Origin of the sequence: Moraxella sp. RCAD0137 (assembly GCF_002894025.1) — a bacterium.
GTDB classification, from domain to species: domain Bacteria; phylum Pseudomonadota; class Gammaproteobacteria; order Pseudomonadales; family Moraxellaceae; genus Moraxella; species Moraxella porci.
Map to the genome: position 1 here is coordinate 1 of NZ_LTCC01000023.1, position 16,259 is coordinate 16,259.

The window sequence follows — 16,259 nt, forward strand, 5'->3', positions numbered from 1 at the left end:
TCTTTTTGTGATTCGATGAGTAATTCGACGGCTCGAGTCTTAATTTCAGTTGAGTATTGTTTGGTTTTCATAAGGGTATTGTCTCAGAGTTTTGGGTCTCCGACAATCCCGGGACGGTTCAGTTAACTATCTGAATGTAGTCAAACCTCTTAACAATTATCATATTTTTACCAAAAATGACTTCATCCTCATTAATCATCTCTTCCAAAAAAGAAATATTTACTATGGTAAAAGAAAATATATCACCGCCATCTTTATTTTTTTCACCTATAACAACTTCTAGAAGAATGGAAAATGGCTCTCCTATATCTCTAAATAGTTTCAAATCAAAAACATCCGGACTGTACAAGCTCTTAACTTCCAAAATCATTAGAACACCTCAATCAACTATATTTAAATACCCATTTACTTGTCATCCTTTGGTCTTCTGACCCTCAAACCTTCTTTCAAAATTGGCTTGAACACCTGTGGTAGCATGAGAACTGTTTGGCTTAGGGAATGGTGGTCTGTATTGCCTCATGCCATCAGCACTTACAAGAGTTTTTCCATCACTGGCTATCTTATAGCCATTACCCACCCAAGCTTTACCCATTAAATCAGACTCGGCTCTAGTTGCTTGACCCATCCCAAAATTACCTTTTTGATGTGCAGTCATCCTCAGCATTCCTGATAGCTCAGCTATTTTCTGTGCTTCCGCCCTGCTTTCAAACCTAATGACTTTACCAGCTAAAGCTTGTGCCGATATTATACGCAAAATTACCCAGTTTGCCCATGTTGGTGGCAGAAGTTTCGCTTAAGCCATTGTGGTGAGCGATTTCGTGGTTTGGGGCTGCTATGGTAGCATCCCTATCATCAACAGTAAAGACAGCCATGTGTTTGCGTGTTAGTGGCTGGAGCTTAAACTAGCTCACCTACTTGATCAAAAGCCTAATTGATAAAGCCTAAATCCTGTCTTAAGTGCCGATTTTGCCATCAAAACAGATGAAATCAGCCAAAAATGTTGCTATAATGTTCACTTTTAAGCAGATTTTGGCGATCGAATTTAAAGGGCCTTGCGATGACTCAACAGCACGAAAAAGACACAGACCGCACCCCAAGCGAGACCGCCAAGCCTTACACGCCTGCTCAAGCCGAACTGTTTGAGCCCGCCACTGATGAGCGACATGACGAACAAAATGAAGACTGGCTTGATAATGAAGGCGAACAAGAAGACGATGACGACCTAGACGAAGCCGAAACAAAATCTGCCGAAACTTTCCATGACACGCACGACAGCTATATCTATGGCGACTCTGATGCCACGCTCGAAGACACCATCGAGACCATGACTGTCTATGACCCTGATGCCGATCGTTTTGAAGACATTGAGCAATCAGGGGATAACGAAACCATTGTCTGCTACTCATATTCTCGTAAAACAGGCGCACCGATTGAGCCTCTGGCGATCGAAGATGTTAGCCGTGCATTGACTAATAACAACCAGTTTATTTGGCTTGGGCTGTATGACCCAAGCCTTGAGACCGTCAAAGAAGTCCAAGATGCCTTTGATCTACACGAACTAGCACTTGAAGATGCCTTTGCTGACCACCAGCGCCCAAAAGTCGAAAGCTATGGCAATGACACCATTTTCGTGGTCGTGCGTACCGCCAAGCTTGAAGACAATCAAATCCGCTATGGTACGACGGCGATTTTTATGGGCAAAAATTTCATCATCAGCGTGCGTCGTGGTGCTTCCAACTCATACAGCCCAGTGCGTGAGCATTGCCATCGCCGTCCTGAGAAACTGCGTCTTGGCCCGATCTTCGTGCTGCATGCGATCTTGGACTTCATCGTCGATAACTACCTGCCGATTACTGATCGCTTGGGCAACTACTTGCGTGAACAAGAACGCAACATTTTCTCGCACGAATTTAGCAAATCAACACTCAAAAGCCTGTACGAATTAAAATCACAACTTGTCCATATGCGCGCGGTGATTTTACCTGTGCAAGATGTGTGTAATTTCTTTATCAACCACAAAAAAAATGAGCTGGTTGCTGCCTTCCCTGCCGCCGCCAAGCCGTATTTTCGCGACGTCAACGACCATCTACTTCGCTCGATCGATGCGGTCAATGGACTCAACGAAATGCTGTCTGTGGCGATGGATACCTATATGGCGATGGTAACCATGGGGCAGAACGATGTCGTGCGTAAGCTGGCTGCTTGGGCAGGTATTGCTGCGGTGCCGACGGCGGTGGCAGGCATCTATGGGATGAACTTTGATTTTATGCCTGAATTACACTACAAATACGGCTATTTTATCGTGCTGGGTGCAGTGATTGCTGTGTGTTTGTATTTATATTCTAAATTTAGAAAAGCTGGCTGGTTATAATTTATTATAATTATTAATGATTTCATCAGATTTTCTTATTTTTTCTAATAGTATTGGTGAAATCATCAAGCTTAGGTTAAGATGGCAGCATCATATGAATGCTGTCTTTTTTGTTATGATTGCAAGAATTGTTTAAATTAATCAATGATATAAAGGTGAACTATGGCCGAAGCAGGCATGGCAGGTGAGCTGATCAAAGTCGTTACCCTGCTTGGGGCGGCGGTGATTGCTGTACCGATTTTTCGCAAAATTGGCTTGGGCTCTGTACTTGGGTATCTGGCAGGCGGTCTGTTAATTGGCCCGTTTGGCTTGGGGATGTTTACCGATCCGCAGACCATCATTCATGTGGCGGAGCTTGGCGTGGTGATGTTCTTATTCATCATCGGGCTTGAGATGCAGCCAGCACATCTATGGGGTCTGCGGCGGCAGATTTTTGGGCTAGGTTCGCTGCAGGTACTGGGTGCGACTGCTTTGATGACCGCGGTGATTATGCTGTTTGGCGCATCATGGCAAGTGGCGTTCATCGGTGCGGCAGGCTTTGTACTGACTTCGACAGCCATTGTCATGTCAAGTCTTGGTGAGAATAATGAGCTTGGCACTGCCAAAGGTCAAAGCATGGTGTCGATTTTGCTGTTTGAAGATTTGCTCATCGTGCCACTGCTTGCCATTGTGGCGTTCTTGTCACCTGTGGTGCATACGAGTGAGACGCCTGCTTGGCAGTCGATTTTAGTGGCGATTGGTTCATTACTGGCACTGTTTTTTACTGGTCGCGTGCTGATTAATCCTTTGTTTAAGATACTTGCCAAAACTGGCGTGCGTGAAATCATGACTGCTGCCGCCCTACTGGTGGTGCTTGGCTCGGCATTATTGATGGAGCTTGGTGGACTGTCGATGGCGATGGGGGCGTTTGTCGCAGGCGTGCTATTATCTGAGTCCAGCTTTCGCCATCAGCTAGAAGCGGATATTGAGCCGTTTCGCGGATTACTGTTGGGTTTGTTTTTCTTAGGCGTCGGCATGGCACTGGATTTGTCGGTGGTGGCGAATAACTGGCAGCTGATCACACTGGGCGTGATTGCACTGATGGCGACCAAAGGCATTTGGATTTATGTAGCGGCTCGCTTGACCAAATCCGACCATGCCATCGCCACCGAGCGTGCGGTGATGATGGCTCAAGGGGGTGAATTTGCCTTTGTGCTGTTCTCAGCTGCCGCGACGCAGTCGGTCATCGATGCCACCACACACGCCAATCTGACTGCGATTGTTGTGCTGTCGATGGTGCTGACACCGCTGTTTTTGGTGATTCATGGTAAATTAACCAGTCGCAAAACCAATGATGGCACGCGTGATAGCGATCATATCGATGAAGAAAACCCAATCATCATCCTAGGTCATGGCAGATACGGACAAGTGGTCAATGGCGTGATGACCGCTTGTGGCTATCAGACGACCCTGATCGATAGCGATGCCGATCATGTCGATGGCTTGGCAAGTCTTGGCGTCAAAACCTATTATGGCGATGCTACCCGTTTTGATCTGCTTGAGATGGCGGGGGTCGCCAAAGCAAAACTCGTGGTCGTTGCCATCAACGACCCCCAAAAAGCATCCAGCATCGTCAAACATCTTCGCCATGATTATCCGACACTGCCCATCGTTGCTCGTGCTTATGACCGTATTCACGCCTATCAGCTGCATCATGCTGGTGCCAATGCGGTGATTCGCGAGACCTTTGACTCAGCGGTACGCAGTGCCAAGACCAGCCTTGAGATCTTAGGCATGGATAGCGACATCGCTGAGCGTATCGCTCATCTGTATCATCACCGAGATCGTGATGGCGTGGCAAATGCTGCCGCAACTTATGATCCTAATATCGGCCGCTATAAGAACACACACATGATCAGCCTACTAAACGAGCATCGCGCTGATACCAAGGTGATGATTGATCGGCTAATGCGTGGTGAAGAGATTGATTGGCAGCCTAAGCGCGGCACCTATCTTGGTCAAAGTGGTGATTAATTCACCCATTCATCAAAATCTATAAAAATAAGGCTGAAAACAAATTTCAGCCTTATTTTTTGAGCATTTATTGGCAAATCACAAATTAGCAGCCAATTACAACACCATCGCCGCGATCCAACCAAAAATAATCAGCGGAATATTATAGTGAATAAAGGTCGGGATCACGCTATCTTTGATATGATCATGCTGACCATCGGCATTAAGACCCATTGTCGGACCTAAGGTCGAATCCGACGCCGGTGAACCTGCATCACCGAGCACGCCTGCGGTCGCAACCAAAGCCACCGTCGCAGGTACGCTAAAGCCCATCGCCATGCATAGTGGCACATAGATGGTGGCGATGATTGGCACCGTTGAAAATGACGAGCCAATGCCCAAAGTCACAACCAAGCCAACGATCAGCATCGCCAATGCCGCCATTGCCTTGTTGCCGCCAAATAGCTGCATCGCGCCATCCACCAAAGCATCAATCTGTCCTGTAGCTTTCATCGCTTCGGCAAAGCCTTGTGCACAAATCATGATAAAGCCAATCATTGCCATCATTTTGATGCCGTCATTAAAGACATCATTGGCCTCACGCCATTTGACCACACCAGTCGCCATAAACACCGCAAAGCCGACGAGCGAGCCAATCAGTAGTGAGTCTGTCATCAGCTGTGCGCCCAATGCCATCAAAATCGCCCCGACAGCCACCGCCACATCATAGCCGCTGACCACTTTGGCTGGTGCTTCTTTGGCAATCTCAATATCCCGATAGGCTCGTGGCTTACGATAAGTCACAAACACAGCGATGATCAAACCCAATAACATCCCCATCGCAGGAATCGTCATGGTCTGCATCATCGAGATATCACCTGTCACCATGCCAGCGTCATTGACATTTTTTAGGATAATCTGATTTAAGAAAATATCACCAAAGCCATACGGGATAAACATATAAGTATTGACCAAACCAAAGGTCAAAATACACGCCACCGCACGACGATCGAGCCGTAGGCGATTCATCACCAATAGTAGCGGCGGCACAATCAGCGGAATAAAGGCAATGTGAATCGGCACAATGTTCTGCGACATCATCGCCATCACCACCAAAATCGCAAACAACAGCCATTTTAGCTGAGTCGCCCCATCGGTATGACTAACCTTAACGATCAACTTATCAGCGATCATCTGCGGCAAGCCAGAGTGCGCGATCGCCATCGCAAATGCCCCAAGCATCGCATAAGACAGCGCAATCTCAGCGCCATTTTTGATGCCGCCTTGAAACGCTGTCAAGGTATCAGCCACCGACATCCCTGCCACGACACCGCCAACGAGCGCACCAATCACCAAGCTTAGTACGACATGGACACGAGCCAGCGACAGTCCCACCATCACAATGACCGCAAGTAATACAGCATTCATCATAGTCACCTATTTATTGATATGCCAACATCGCATGCGCAAAGTTGGCGTCAGTTTTCGTGCGTTATTATACCGCATTTAACCAAGGTTAATTTGATAAAATCATATTTAGAATCAAGCACTTATTGAATTAATTTATCTATACAATTTCAATACAGCAACATTATGGCAAGATTTTATTAAAATAGACCTTATCATAACCCAAAAATTACGCGAATTTCAGCGTCATTGACTTGTAATTTATCCACAGCACCACCATTAACCACCCATCACTTTTATAAGGAAACAACAACGATGAGCAAAAAATCCTTACAAACCCTACCCCTATTGGCGGTGCGTGATGTGATCGTCTATCCACACATGCAGATCGCCCTATTTGTCGGCCGTGAGCAGTCCATCAAAGCCATCGAGCTTGCCCAAGATGCCTATGATGGCGAGCTGATCGTCGTCTCCCAAAAAGACTCATTGGCCGAAGAGATCAATGTCGATGACCTATATCAATTCGGTACGCGCTGCCGCATCGTCAGCACCATGCCGCATGACTCTGATGATAAGTGCCTAAAGGTACTGATCGAAGGTCTAGAGCGCGTAAAAGTCGGTGAGATCAATGAGCAGGATGATCAAGGCAGCCTACAAGTTAGCTTTGATGCTGCCGATATTAAGCTTGAGCTCGGCGATGATGAAATCAAAGCCCAAAAATCGGTGCTGCTTGAGCTATTCACCGAATACGCCGAGCATAACCTGCGCAACTTCCGTGAACTGGTACGCGTCGCATCCAACATCGATGATCTGCTAGAGCTGATTTACTTTATCGCGACACGCACCCAAATTCCGCTGGACAAAAAACAAGCACTGCTCGAATCAGGCGATGTCACAGCGCATTTTGCGACGCTCAGCGAATACTTTACCAACACCAAAGCTGAGCGCAGTCTTGAAAGCGAACTGCAAGACACTGTGCGTAAGCAGATGGAAAATAATCAGCGTGAGTACTTCTTAAATGAGAAAATGAAAGCCATCAAAAACGAGCTGTCAGATCTCAATAATGGTGCTGATGATGACGATACTGAACTTGAAAATCGCCTAAAAGCCGCTGATCTGCCTGATGATGTCCGCAAAAAAGCCGAAAGCGAATTTAAAAAGCTCAAACAAATGCCTGCCTCATCTTCTGAGGCTGCTGTGGTGCGTGGCTATGTCGAGTGGATCTTAGATACACCGTGGAATAAGGCGAGCAAGGTCTCCATCAACCTTGAAAAAGCCAAAGAAACACTGGATAAAGACCACTACGGTCTCGATGATGTCAAAGATCGCATCTTAGAATACCTAGCGGTACAATCTCGTGTCAAGCAAATCCGTGGCCCGATCCTATGCCTCGTCGGCCCTCCAGGTGTGGGTAAGACTTCACTGGGTGAGAGCATCGCTCGTGCCACAGGCCGTAAGTTTGTGCGTATGGCACTCGGTGGCGTGCGTGACGAAGCAGAAATCCGTGGTCATCGCCGCACCTATATCGGGGCGATGCCAGGCAAGATTGTGCAGTCATTATCAAAAGTTGAAGTCAAAAACCCGCTATTTTTGCTCGATGAAATTGACAAAATGGCACAAGACTTCCGTGGCGATCCAGCCTCTGCCCTACTAGAAGTGCTTGATCCATCACAGAATAAAGCGTTCAATGATCATTATTTGGATCTAGATCTGGATCTGTCTCAGGTGATGTTCATCTGTACTGCCAATAGCATGAATATTCCACCAGCACTACTGGATCGTATGGAAGTGATTCGCCTGCCAGGCTATACCGAAGATGAGAAACTGGCGATTGCCAATAATTATCTGATCCCAAAAGCACTGGAACAAAACGGTCTGGGCAACGATGAGCTTGACATCACCGACGATGCGGTAACGAGCATTATCCGCCATTATACCCGTGAAGCTGGCGTGCGTAATCTTGAGCGTGAAATCAATAAAATCAGCCGTAAAGCTGTCCGCTCTCAAGTCGAAACGCACGGCATCAAGCCCAAAAAAGGCGTGAAGTTTGATACCGTTGCCGTGACAGATGATAATATCAGTGATTTCTTGGGTGTCAAACCATTCGATTATGGTCTGGCCGAACAAGAACCTGAAGTTGGCCGTATCACAGGTCTGGCTTGGACATCGGTGGGCGGTGAGCTATTGACCATCGAATCTGCGACCATGCAAGGCAAAGGCGAGCTGGTATTCACAGGATCGCTTGGTGATGTGATGAAAGAGTCTATCCGTGCTGCGATGAGTGTCGTGCGTGCAGGTGGTGAACGCTTTGGCATTGATTATGAAAAATTCAAAAACACGGATTTGCACATCCATATGCCAGAAGGCGCGACACCAAAAGATGGCCCATCAGCAGGTATCGCCCTGACCACAGCCATCGTCTCAGCCATGACAGGTATCGCCATCCGTGCAGATATCGCCATGACTGGTGAAGTGACTTTGCGTGGCAAGGTATTGCGTATCGGTGGCCTAAAAGAAAAACTGCTGGCTGCTCACCGTGGTGGCATCAAGCAAGTACTGATTCCTAAGTCAAACGAGCGTGATTTGGCAGAGATTCCTGACAATGTCAAAGAAGGTCTGATTATCACCCCTGTTGAGAGTATCGATGAAGTGCTGGCAGCGGCTTTGGTCGAAAAACTTCGCCCTATCCCGCCAAAAGTCATCACGCATGACGCAGCCAAAGAACAAGCCATCAGCTGATCCACGCCTTGCCAAGACACACATCTTGGCAAGGTTTTTTGACTGCTGTGCGCTTTTATTTGCAACTTCTTCTCATTTTGTATTGACATCGATCCATGAAAGCTTTATTTGACTACATTCCGCTGATTTTATTTTTTGTGTTATACAAGACCACCGAACCCACTGACAGCAACCATCCGATCCTACAGCTGATCGGCGCATCGGGTGGCACAGATAATAACCACATTCTGGTCGCCACCGCAGGTCTGATCGCTGCGACCATCGCGGTTTATGGTTATTTATTCATCAGCCAAAAATTTCGCCTAGAAAAGCAGCAATGGTTCGTACTATTGATGACGGTGGTGTTTGGCGGCATCACTTTAGCGCTCAGTGATGCGTTTTATATCATGCTAAAAGCAGTGCTGATCAATGCCGCCTTTGCCATCGGCCTACTGATCTCGCCCTTATTTACCAAAGACAAAAGCCCGATCATCAAGCGTCTGTTTGAGCCTGTGTTTGATCTGACACACGCAGGCTGGCAGCGGCTCAATCTGGCTTGGGTGGCGATGTTTGGCACGATGGCAGGTTTGCACGCATTTTTTGCCTTTGTCTTTGCAGATGGCAAATACTGGGGCGAATTTACCGCCTTTGGTGATATGATCGTGATGTTTGGCTTTATTGCGGTGATGTTTTTTAGCTTGCGGCGTCATATCCGCAAAGATATTCAATAATCAGATACCCTGTGATACGCCAATCATAGGGCTTTTTTATAAAGGTCAGCATGGTGCATACAACACACCATCAACAACCCATCTAAGCAATAGTGCGTTGTACGCAGCCCACTGGACTGATTACGACCAATAACCGTGTGAACAAAATCAGATTTATGCCCTTGAACATGAATGCTCATTTGGGATTTTTTTGACGGGCTTGACAGGGTGAGCTATCAGGGTATCTATGGCAGACGCCTTTTGGTAAAACAATCTTATGATATCCCTTATTTTCCATACAAATCTCGGCTGTTATATGTTGATCAAGGTCTTTATTAAACAACTCTGAAGTATTTCTAGGGTTGTCAAATCCACAGTGCAACATATCCACTTGAACGACTTCAAAAGGAGTATCATGTTTTCTTTTTTTATAGTAATGCTCCCACGATTCCAGAGGTGCAGACCTGTCAGCAAGCATCAATAGTATACAACCATTCAACAGGCTTGTAACGCATATCAAAACAGCTAATCTAATTGCAGTCATTTATCGCTCTCCTTTTGAGTTTCTTGATTTTCAACAGTATTTGTTGTACTGCTTATCTTGGGTTTGTATACTGGTTCCCATGTCATCGGTTGCTCATTTTTAATCAAACCGGCTTGCACACATTCTGACCTTCCCACCCCATAACAGTTATGAGCTGTGGTTTTTTTGCCAAGAGCAGAATTAAACGCCTCCTTAACAACACCAAAGACATTATCTGGCTTGGTTGTACCGCCTGTGCTTGAGTTAAAGCCTATGATGCCATGCACAGGGTCTGCAGTATGACCTTGGACATGGATGCTCATTTGGGATTGTTACTTTGTCGAGCTTGGCAAGGCGAGCTATCGGGATATCTATGGCATACGCCACGAGGTAGTGAGCCTTCTTTGTAACCTTTATGTTCCATGCAAAGGTTGGATGCTACATATCCATCGTGATTATGGACGAAGTGGGAACTTACATTATTTACATCAGGAAAACCACACTCTGTCATATCTCGCTTAATTTGTTCGACATTAATACGAGGATGGCGACTTTGATAGCTTTTATACCCTTGAGGCGGCGGCTGCATAGCCCTAGGCAAGCAACCCGTGATCAATAAGATGCTTGTAAGCATAATTAAAATTTTCATGGCTTGTCTCCTTATGACTGACTAACTAGATTTACAAGTCTAGTTGGTGTTATTACACTTTTGCTTATCGGTAGATGATGAGTTTGTACACAAACTAGGGTTTTGTTGTGTAGTTGGTGTGGTATCCTGTTTTGGTTTATAAACAGGCTCCCATGTCATTGGCTCGCCGTTTTCAAGCAAACCTTTATTTTCACATTTAGGGTCTCCCACCCCATAGCAATTATGTGCAGTGGTTTCTTTACCCAAAACACTTCTGCCAGCTTCTTTTATAATAAGAGCTGTTTCTTTTAGTTTGCCTACTTTTTCGGTAGAGACTGTTCCACCCGTGCTTGAGTTAAAGCCTATCACACCATGCACAGGGTCTGCGGCATGCCCTTGAACATGAATGCTCATGTCTGATTTTTGTTGTGGTGAGTGTACCACGACTACGCCCATCTATTTGCAGGCTTTCAGAGCCATGCACTTTGATGATGGATTTGATTTCTTGGGTGGCATTGGTCAAGCCTAGTGTATCACTTTCTAGATATTTTTGGTAGGCAGCAACCATCATTTGAGACAAGAATTATTAGACAAATTAACGAAACAGACATGCTCGGCATATTATGATAAATCAACCAATAGTATCAGTGATCATGATATTTAAAGCCATCAAACGATTTTGTTGATCTGACCATTGATTGACACACGATGGTGGGAAAATAAAAAAAGCGGGCAATCACCCGCTTATTATATGCTAATTTATTCACTGACAAAGGCGATCTTAGTCATGCCCGACTGACTGGCCAATGCCAGCACCTGCGCCACCATGTCGTACTTGCCCTCTTTATCAGCGCGCAGATTAATCTGTGGTGGATTGTCACGATTTTGATCACCAAATCGCGCAGTTAGCTCATCTAAGGTCACTGGCTGATCATCCCAAAATACCTGCCCTGCAGCATCGATACTGACTTGCACCACCTCAGGCGGGGCCTCATTGACCACGGCTGAGGTTTTTGGCAGATCCAGTGGCACGCTTGGGTTCAGTACCGTCGCTGTCACCAAAAAAATAATCATCAACACCAACATGATATCAATCAGCGGAATGAGATTCATCTCATTCATGCCGTTATCATCTTGACTTCCCAGTTCAAATGCCATCACGCTTCCCCTTATCTTGCTACTTGTGCCAACAGTGCATGCGCCGTGTCGGTAGCGATGTGTAGCGCGCGCTTATTGATGCGTGTGGCGATGTTATAAAATACCACCGCAGGGATCGCCACCGCCAAGCCAAGACCTGTCATAATCAGCGCCTCACCCACAGGGCCTGCAACTTGAGCCAAACCTGCTTGACCGCTTTGACCGACGCTGTGCAGTGCATGAAAAATCCCCCATACCGTACCAAATAGTCCGATAAATGGTGCGATCGATGCCGTCGTGCCAAGGACTGGCAAGCCCTTTTCAAGCTCATAACGCTGGCGTGCGATCTGCTGTAGTAAGTGCTGCTCGGTGATCATTTTGCGCTGTTCAAAGGGCAACTGCTGGGCATCACTGATGCGCGCATTGGCAGTCAGATCATCGGCGATGCGCTCAGCTTGGCGGCGTGAATTTAACACACGCATAATGCCAATCACCCAAGATGAGACCGACAGCGCAATCAAAATAAAAAATAAAGTCTTACTTACCGCATCGGTATGCGACCAATAAAATGAAAAATCCATAAATATTACCTTATTAATTAAATGTCAAAAAAAGCGATAATTACCGTGAACAACTTGCATTTGCGCGTTCATTAAGCTGCACAGGAAATCTTGCCTTAACCGCTGTTTTAATCCCATCGACGACATGTGGGTGCAGTCTGGCGGCGCCAACTTGCTGTCTAATATAGCTATCATACTTGCGATCACCTGTTGAGCCATTTAAGCTGACATTAGATGGCTTGCCGGAACTATCGATGGTAAATGTGATCTCAATGGATGTGTTGATACATTGTTCACCAGGGTCAAATCCGCCCAATCTGGGTGCTTTACGCCAACTGGCAGCGGTGATAGTCAGTGGCCCAGCAGGTGCAGGTTTTGGCTCAGGTTTTGGCTCAGGTTTTGGCTCAGGTTTTGGCTCAGGTTTTGGCTCAGGTTTTGGCGTTGGTGCTGGTGTAGGCGCCGGTGCTGGAGCTGGAGCTGGAGCAGGCGCAGGTGCAGGTGCAGGTTTTGGTGTTGGAGCAGGTGCTGGTGCAGGCACAGGCGCAGGCGTTGGTGCAGGTGCTGGAGCAGGAGTTGGCGCAGGTGCTGGAGCAGGTGCAGGCACAGGAGTTGGCGCAGGTGTCGGTGCAGGCACAGGTTTAGGCTCTGGCATCGGCGCAGGCTCTGGAGTTGGTGCAGGCGTTGGGTCAGGCTGTGGCACCATAGGCTCTGGCTCGGGCATCGGTGCGGGGGTTGGTTCTGGTGTCGGTTCTGGTTCTGGCTCAAGGATTGGTTCAGGCTCAGGCGGCACTTCCTCAGCCAATTCTGGTTCGGGTGTCTGAGAATCCGATGGCAACTCTGGCGTCACAGGTTCAGGCGTCACTTCACTTGGCTTGCTTGGCTCAGCTGCCTGATCAGACGCAGCTGTTTGGGTCACAGGCGGCATCTCGATGGCGACGGCTTGGGTCACAGGCACAGGCGTTGGTGATTCCATGTTGATCAGCTCAATCTCAATGGGTGGCGTGATCTTCGGCGGATTGATGGGCTTGGCCTGCATCTGCGCCACACCAAGCCCCGCCGCCCCATGCAATACCGCCGCTACAGACCATGCCAATACTTTGGTTTTATTGGAATTATCCACCGAAATCACCACCATTAACCAATCCGCTCAAGCCGAGCGAGTCACAGGAAAATTGTACAAAATTTAAAATAGAATAATAATAATAACTATTATCAGTTATCATATTATGAACGAAATGCCAAAAAACTTCAATCCTCTTTTTGAAAATTTTTTGGTCTGGTGAGCTCATCTGATGCAGTGCGCGTCAAGCAGCACAATATGATATATTATAACATTTAATCTGTCAAAGCATTGTTGATCATATTAGTGATGACAAATAAAAAAAGCTTGCATACTCACGCATGCAAGCCATTGATCATCCACCAAAGTCACTCCGACCCGACACTCGCCATCAGATCTGCTTGATGTTCACGCAATAAGCTATCCAATAGCTCGGTCAAATCCCCTTCCATGATGGCATCTAGCTTATAAAGTGTCAAATTAATGCGGTGATCGGTCATGCGACCTTGCGGGAAATTATAAGTACGGATGCGCTCAGAGCGATCGCCTGAGCCGACAAGATCGCGTCGCATGTCACTGGTGGCATCAATCTGTGCTTGGACTTTGGCTTGCTGGATGCGTGCCACCAGCATTTTCATCGCTTTTTCTTTGTTGGCGTGCTGTGAGCGTTCTTGTTGGCATTCGGCGACCACGCCCGTCGGAATGTGAGTGATGCGCACCGCAGAGTCGGTGGTGTTTACATGCTGACCGCCTGCACCACTGGAGCGGTAGGTATCGATGCGCAGATCAGCTGGATTGATCTGTACGCTGTCATCGATTTCAACCTCAGGCATCACCGCCACAGTACATGCCGAGGTATGCACACGGCCTTGGGACTCGGTGGCAGGCACGCGCTGCACGCGATGGGCGCCAGATTCAAACTTCAGCCGCCCATAGACGCCAGCGCCCGAGACGCGGCTGATGATTTCTTTATAGCCACCATGCTCGCCCTCATTGGCCGACAGCACTTCGACTTGCCAGCCTTGGGATTGGGCATATTTTTGATACATGCGAAACAGATCACCGCTAAAAATCGCTGCCTCATCGCCACCTGTGCCTGCTCGGATTTCCAAAAATGCCGTCGCCTTGTCATTGGGATCTTTTGGTAGCATCATCACATTGAGCGTATCTTCTAGCTCATTGATGATCGCTTTGGCATTGTCAATCTCTTCGGCGGCCATTTCTTTCATATCAGGATCATCCATCAGCTCTTTGGCCGTCGCCAAATCCTCTTCAGCTTGGACAAACTTTTGCCAAGTTTCACTAATCAAGGCCAAATCACTATGCTCCATCGACAGCTCACGGAATTTTTTGCTGTCGCTGATGGTATCAGGATCGGATAACAGTGCAGTCACTTCTTCAAAGCGATCGACCATTTGGTCTAAACGATTTCGCAAGGATTCTTTCATAATGGGTTCGGCTAGTAGTTGCTGTTGATTTCATAGATAGATAGCATGGTATTTTGCCACATCTTGGCTTTTTTTGCATCCATTTTAGGCACAGATCATCTGCCGATGGCTCCTTAGAAGCTTAAATAAGACAAAATTGGCTTGGTTATATCTTTTATTCCATATTTTTTGTTTGACATGCTTTGAAATTATGCTACTCTGTGTTAGTTTGTAAAAATTTATCAAGCAATCATTGCGCACGCTGCCATCAGGCTTGGCCTATTTTGTGCGTTCTTTTTAGGTTTTAATTATGAATAACATCTCTATGAATCAAAGCCACAAGCTGTCATGGCGCTCATTTGGCCCAGGGATTTTGATGGCTTCTGCGGCCATCGGTGGTTCGCATCTGGTGGCATCAACCCAAGCAGGTGCGCTCTACGGCTGGCAGCTGGCGATTATGATTATCCTTGCCAATTTATTCAAATACCCATTTTACCGTTTCGGCACTGAGTATGCATACAGCACAGGCGAGAGTCTGGTGGCAGGTTATGCCAAGCTGTCGCGCTTTTATATTTTGGCGTTTTTTGTCTTGTGTATCTTATCTGGCATCATCAGCACAGGCGCTGTTGCGGTCTTGGCATCGGTGATTTTGGGCTACTTATTGCCATTTGAGTTGAACACTTTGGCATTGGCTGCCATCGTCATGTTTTCATCATGGCTGCTGCTATTTGCCGGTCACTACAAGCTGCTTGATGGCGTGACCAAATGGATCATCGTGGCCTTGACGGTAGCGACCGTGGCAGCGGTATTTGTGGCGATGGGCAAGCCTGCGGTGATGGCACCTGATTTTGTGCCTGCATCGCCTTGGAATTTGGCAGCGCTTGGCTTTATCATCGCTTTGATGGGCTGGATGCCAGCACCGCTTGAGTTCTCGGCCATCACTTCTGTTTGGACTGCCAAAAAGATTCGCACCGACCATACCAACCGCTACCAAGGGATGATTGACTTTAATGTCGGCTATCTGACTTCTGCAATTTTGGCGCTGTTTTTCTTGGCGCTGGGTGTGTTTGTTCAGTACGGTACAGGTCAAGAGATCGCCATGCAAGGTGGTGCTTATGTCGGTCAGCTCATTCAGATGTACACCGAAACCATCGGCGAATGGTCGCGCCTACTGGTCGCATTCATCGCATTTTTATGCATGTATGGCACGGTCATCACCTGTGCCGATGGTTATGGTCGCACCACCGCTGAGTGTCTATCGCTAATCAAGACCGAAACCACTCACGAGACCGAAAAATTTGTCGCCAAATGGACTGCGTTTTTTATCATTGCAGGCTATGGCTTGATCGCATTTTTCATGGGTCAGATGGCAGCGATGCTAAAATTTGCGATGATTACCGCCTTTGTCACCGCACCGATTTTTGGTTATCTTAACTACAAGCTGATCAAAAAAGAAGGCAACATCAGTACTGGCATGACGCTATTTGCTCTAGCAGGCATCGTGTTCTTGTCAGGCTTTACCATTTTGTTCTTGTTGCAATTTTTTGGCTTTATCGGCTAACTCGTTATTATCCATCCAAAAAATACACCCCAAAGCATCCTGCCTGAACCGCACCCCAAAAGTTAGACAACCTTTGGGGTGTTTTTATGACCAAATACACAATGGACTTTAAACTTGAAGTCATTGATCATTATTTAACAGAGCATAGTTACCACAGCACAGCCA

17 protein-coding genes are annotated in these 16,259 nt (G+C 47.0%); 5 read left to right on the top strand and 12 right to left on the bottom strand.

Features of this window, described 5'->3' with window-relative positions:
- Nucleotides 1–118: 118 nt before the first annotated feature.
- The 3 genes from AZ602_RS09570 to AZ602_RS10070 all read right to left on the bottom strand — a co-directional run bounded on the left by AZ602_RS09570 (nt 119) and on the right by AZ602_RS10070 (nt 872).
- Nucleotides 119–370, bottom strand: a complete 252-nt coding sequence (locus tag AZ602_RS09570; RefSeq protein ID WP_103034702.1) for an Imm8 family immunity protein — start codon at nt 368–370, stop codon at nt 119–121.
- Between the two features lie 42 nt (nt 371–412).
- Entirely contained in the window at nt 413–655 is a 243-nt protein-coding gene (locus tag AZ602_RS09575; protein WP_103034703.1) for a hypothetical protein, read from the bottom strand.
- Between the two features lie 64 nt (nt 656–719).
- Nucleotides 720–872, bottom strand: a complete 153-nt coding sequence (locus AZ602_RS10070) for a hypothetical protein (RefSeq protein WP_158245128.1) — start codon at nt 870–872, stop codon at nt 720–722.
- Between the two features lie 185 nt (nt 873–1,057).
- Between AZ602_RS10070 and corA the strand changes: the two genes are divergently transcribed.
- Together corA and AZ602_RS09585 are read left to right on the top strand one after the other, a co-directional pair.
- On the top strand, nt 1,058–2,371 hold the full coding sequence (gene corA / locus AZ602_RS09580) for a magnesium/cobalt transporter CorA (RefSeq protein WP_103034704.1): 1,314 nt from the start codon (nt 1,058–1,060) through the stop codon (nt 2,369–2,371).
- Nucleotides 2,372–2,533: 162 nt separating this feature from the next.
- The gene (locus AZ602_RS09585; protein WP_103034705.1) at nt 2,534–4,384 is read left to right on the top strand and encodes a monovalent cation:proton antiporter-2 (CPA2) family protein; all 1,851 of its coding nucleotides are present in this window, start codon (nt 2,534–2,536) and stop codon (nt 4,382–4,384) included.
- 96 nt (nt 4,385–4,480) lie between these two features.
- On the opposite strand, the gene AZ602_RS09590 is transcribed toward AZ602_RS09585, so the two are convergent.
- Nucleotides 4,481–5,791, bottom strand: a complete 1,311-nt coding sequence (locus tag AZ602_RS09590) for a Na+/H+ antiporter family protein (protein WP_199174122.1) — start codon at nt 5,789–5,791, stop codon at nt 4,481–4,483.
- A gap of 294 nt (nt 5,792–6,085) precedes the next feature.
- Here AZ602_RS09590 and lon point away from each other — a divergent pair, with 294 nt between their 5' ends.
- A complete protein-coding gene (gene lon, locus AZ602_RS09595) occupies nt 6,086–8,509 on the top strand; it encodes an endopeptidase La (protein WP_103034707.1) in 2,424 nt (807 codons plus the stop codon).
- Between the two features lie 95 nt (nt 8,510–8,604).
- On the top strand, nt 8,605–9,219 hold the full coding sequence (locus tag AZ602_RS09600; RefSeq protein WP_103034708.1) for an inner membrane-spanning protein YciB: 615 nt from the start codon (nt 8,605–8,607) through the stop codon (nt 9,217–9,219).
- A gap of 175 nt (nt 9,220–9,394) precedes the next feature.
- On the opposite strand, the gene AZ602_RS09605 is transcribed toward AZ602_RS09600, so the two are convergent.
- The 8 genes from AZ602_RS09605 to prfA form a co-directional block, all read right to left on the bottom strand.
- Nucleotides 9,395–9,742, bottom strand: a complete 348-nt coding sequence (locus AZ602_RS09605; RefSeq protein ID WP_103034709.1) for a hypothetical protein — start codon at nt 9,740–9,742, stop codon at nt 9,395–9,397.
- Entirely contained in the window at nt 9,739–10,044 is a 306-nt protein-coding gene (locus tag AZ602_RS09610; RefSeq protein ID WP_103034710.1) for a hypothetical protein, read from the bottom strand. Before AZ602_RS09610 ends, AZ602_RS09605 begins: the two co-directional genes overlap by 4 nt.
- Nucleotides 10,041–10,370: a hypothetical protein gene (locus AZ602_RS10010; protein WP_146025239.1), complete on the bottom strand. Its 330-nt coding sequence runs from the start codon at nt 10,368–10,370 to the stop codon at nt 10,041–10,043. Before AZ602_RS10010 ends, AZ602_RS09610 begins: the two co-directional genes overlap by 4 nt.
- 39 nt (nt 10,371–10,409) lie before the next feature.
- The gene (locus tag AZ602_RS09615) at nt 10,410–10,763 is read right to left on the bottom strand and encodes a hypothetical protein (protein ID WP_103034711.1); all 354 of its coding nucleotides are present in this window, start codon (nt 10,761–10,763) and stop codon (nt 10,410–10,412) included.
- Between the two features lie 345 nt (nt 10,764–11,108).
- Entirely contained in the window at nt 11,109–11,507 is a 399-nt protein-coding gene (locus tag AZ602_RS09620; RefSeq protein WP_078317590.1) for a biopolymer transporter ExbD, read from the bottom strand.
- A gap of 11 nt (nt 11,508–11,518) precedes the next feature.
- Nucleotides 11,519–12,067: a MotA/TolQ/ExbB proton channel family protein gene (locus AZ602_RS09625; RefSeq protein ID WP_103034712.1), complete on the bottom strand. Its 549-nt coding sequence runs from the start codon at nt 12,065–12,067 to the stop codon at nt 11,519–11,521.
- A 40-nt stretch (nt 12,068–12,107) separates the two neighbouring features.
- The gene (locus tag AZ602_RS10075; protein ID WP_158245129.1) at nt 12,108–13,166 is read right to left on the bottom strand and encodes a hypothetical protein; all 1,059 of its coding nucleotides are present in this window, start codon (nt 13,164–13,166) and stop codon (nt 12,108–12,110) included.
- 308 nt (nt 13,167–13,474) lie between these two features.
- Nucleotides 13,475–14,554: a peptide chain release factor 1 gene (prfA, locus tag AZ602_RS09635; RefSeq protein WP_103034714.1), complete on the bottom strand. Its 1,080-nt coding sequence runs from the start codon at nt 14,552–14,554 to the stop codon at nt 13,475–13,477.
- A gap of 289 nt (nt 14,555–14,843) precedes the next feature.
- Between prfA and AZ602_RS09640 the strand changes: the two genes are divergently transcribed.
- Nucleotides 14,844–16,094 carry an NRAMP family divalent metal transporter gene (locus tag AZ602_RS09640; RefSeq protein WP_103034715.1) on the top strand — a complete coding sequence of 417 codons (1,251 nt, stop codon included), beginning with the start codon at nt 14,844–14,846 and terminating at the stop codon, nt 16,092–16,094.
- Nucleotides 16,095–16,259: the final 165 nt, after the last annotated feature.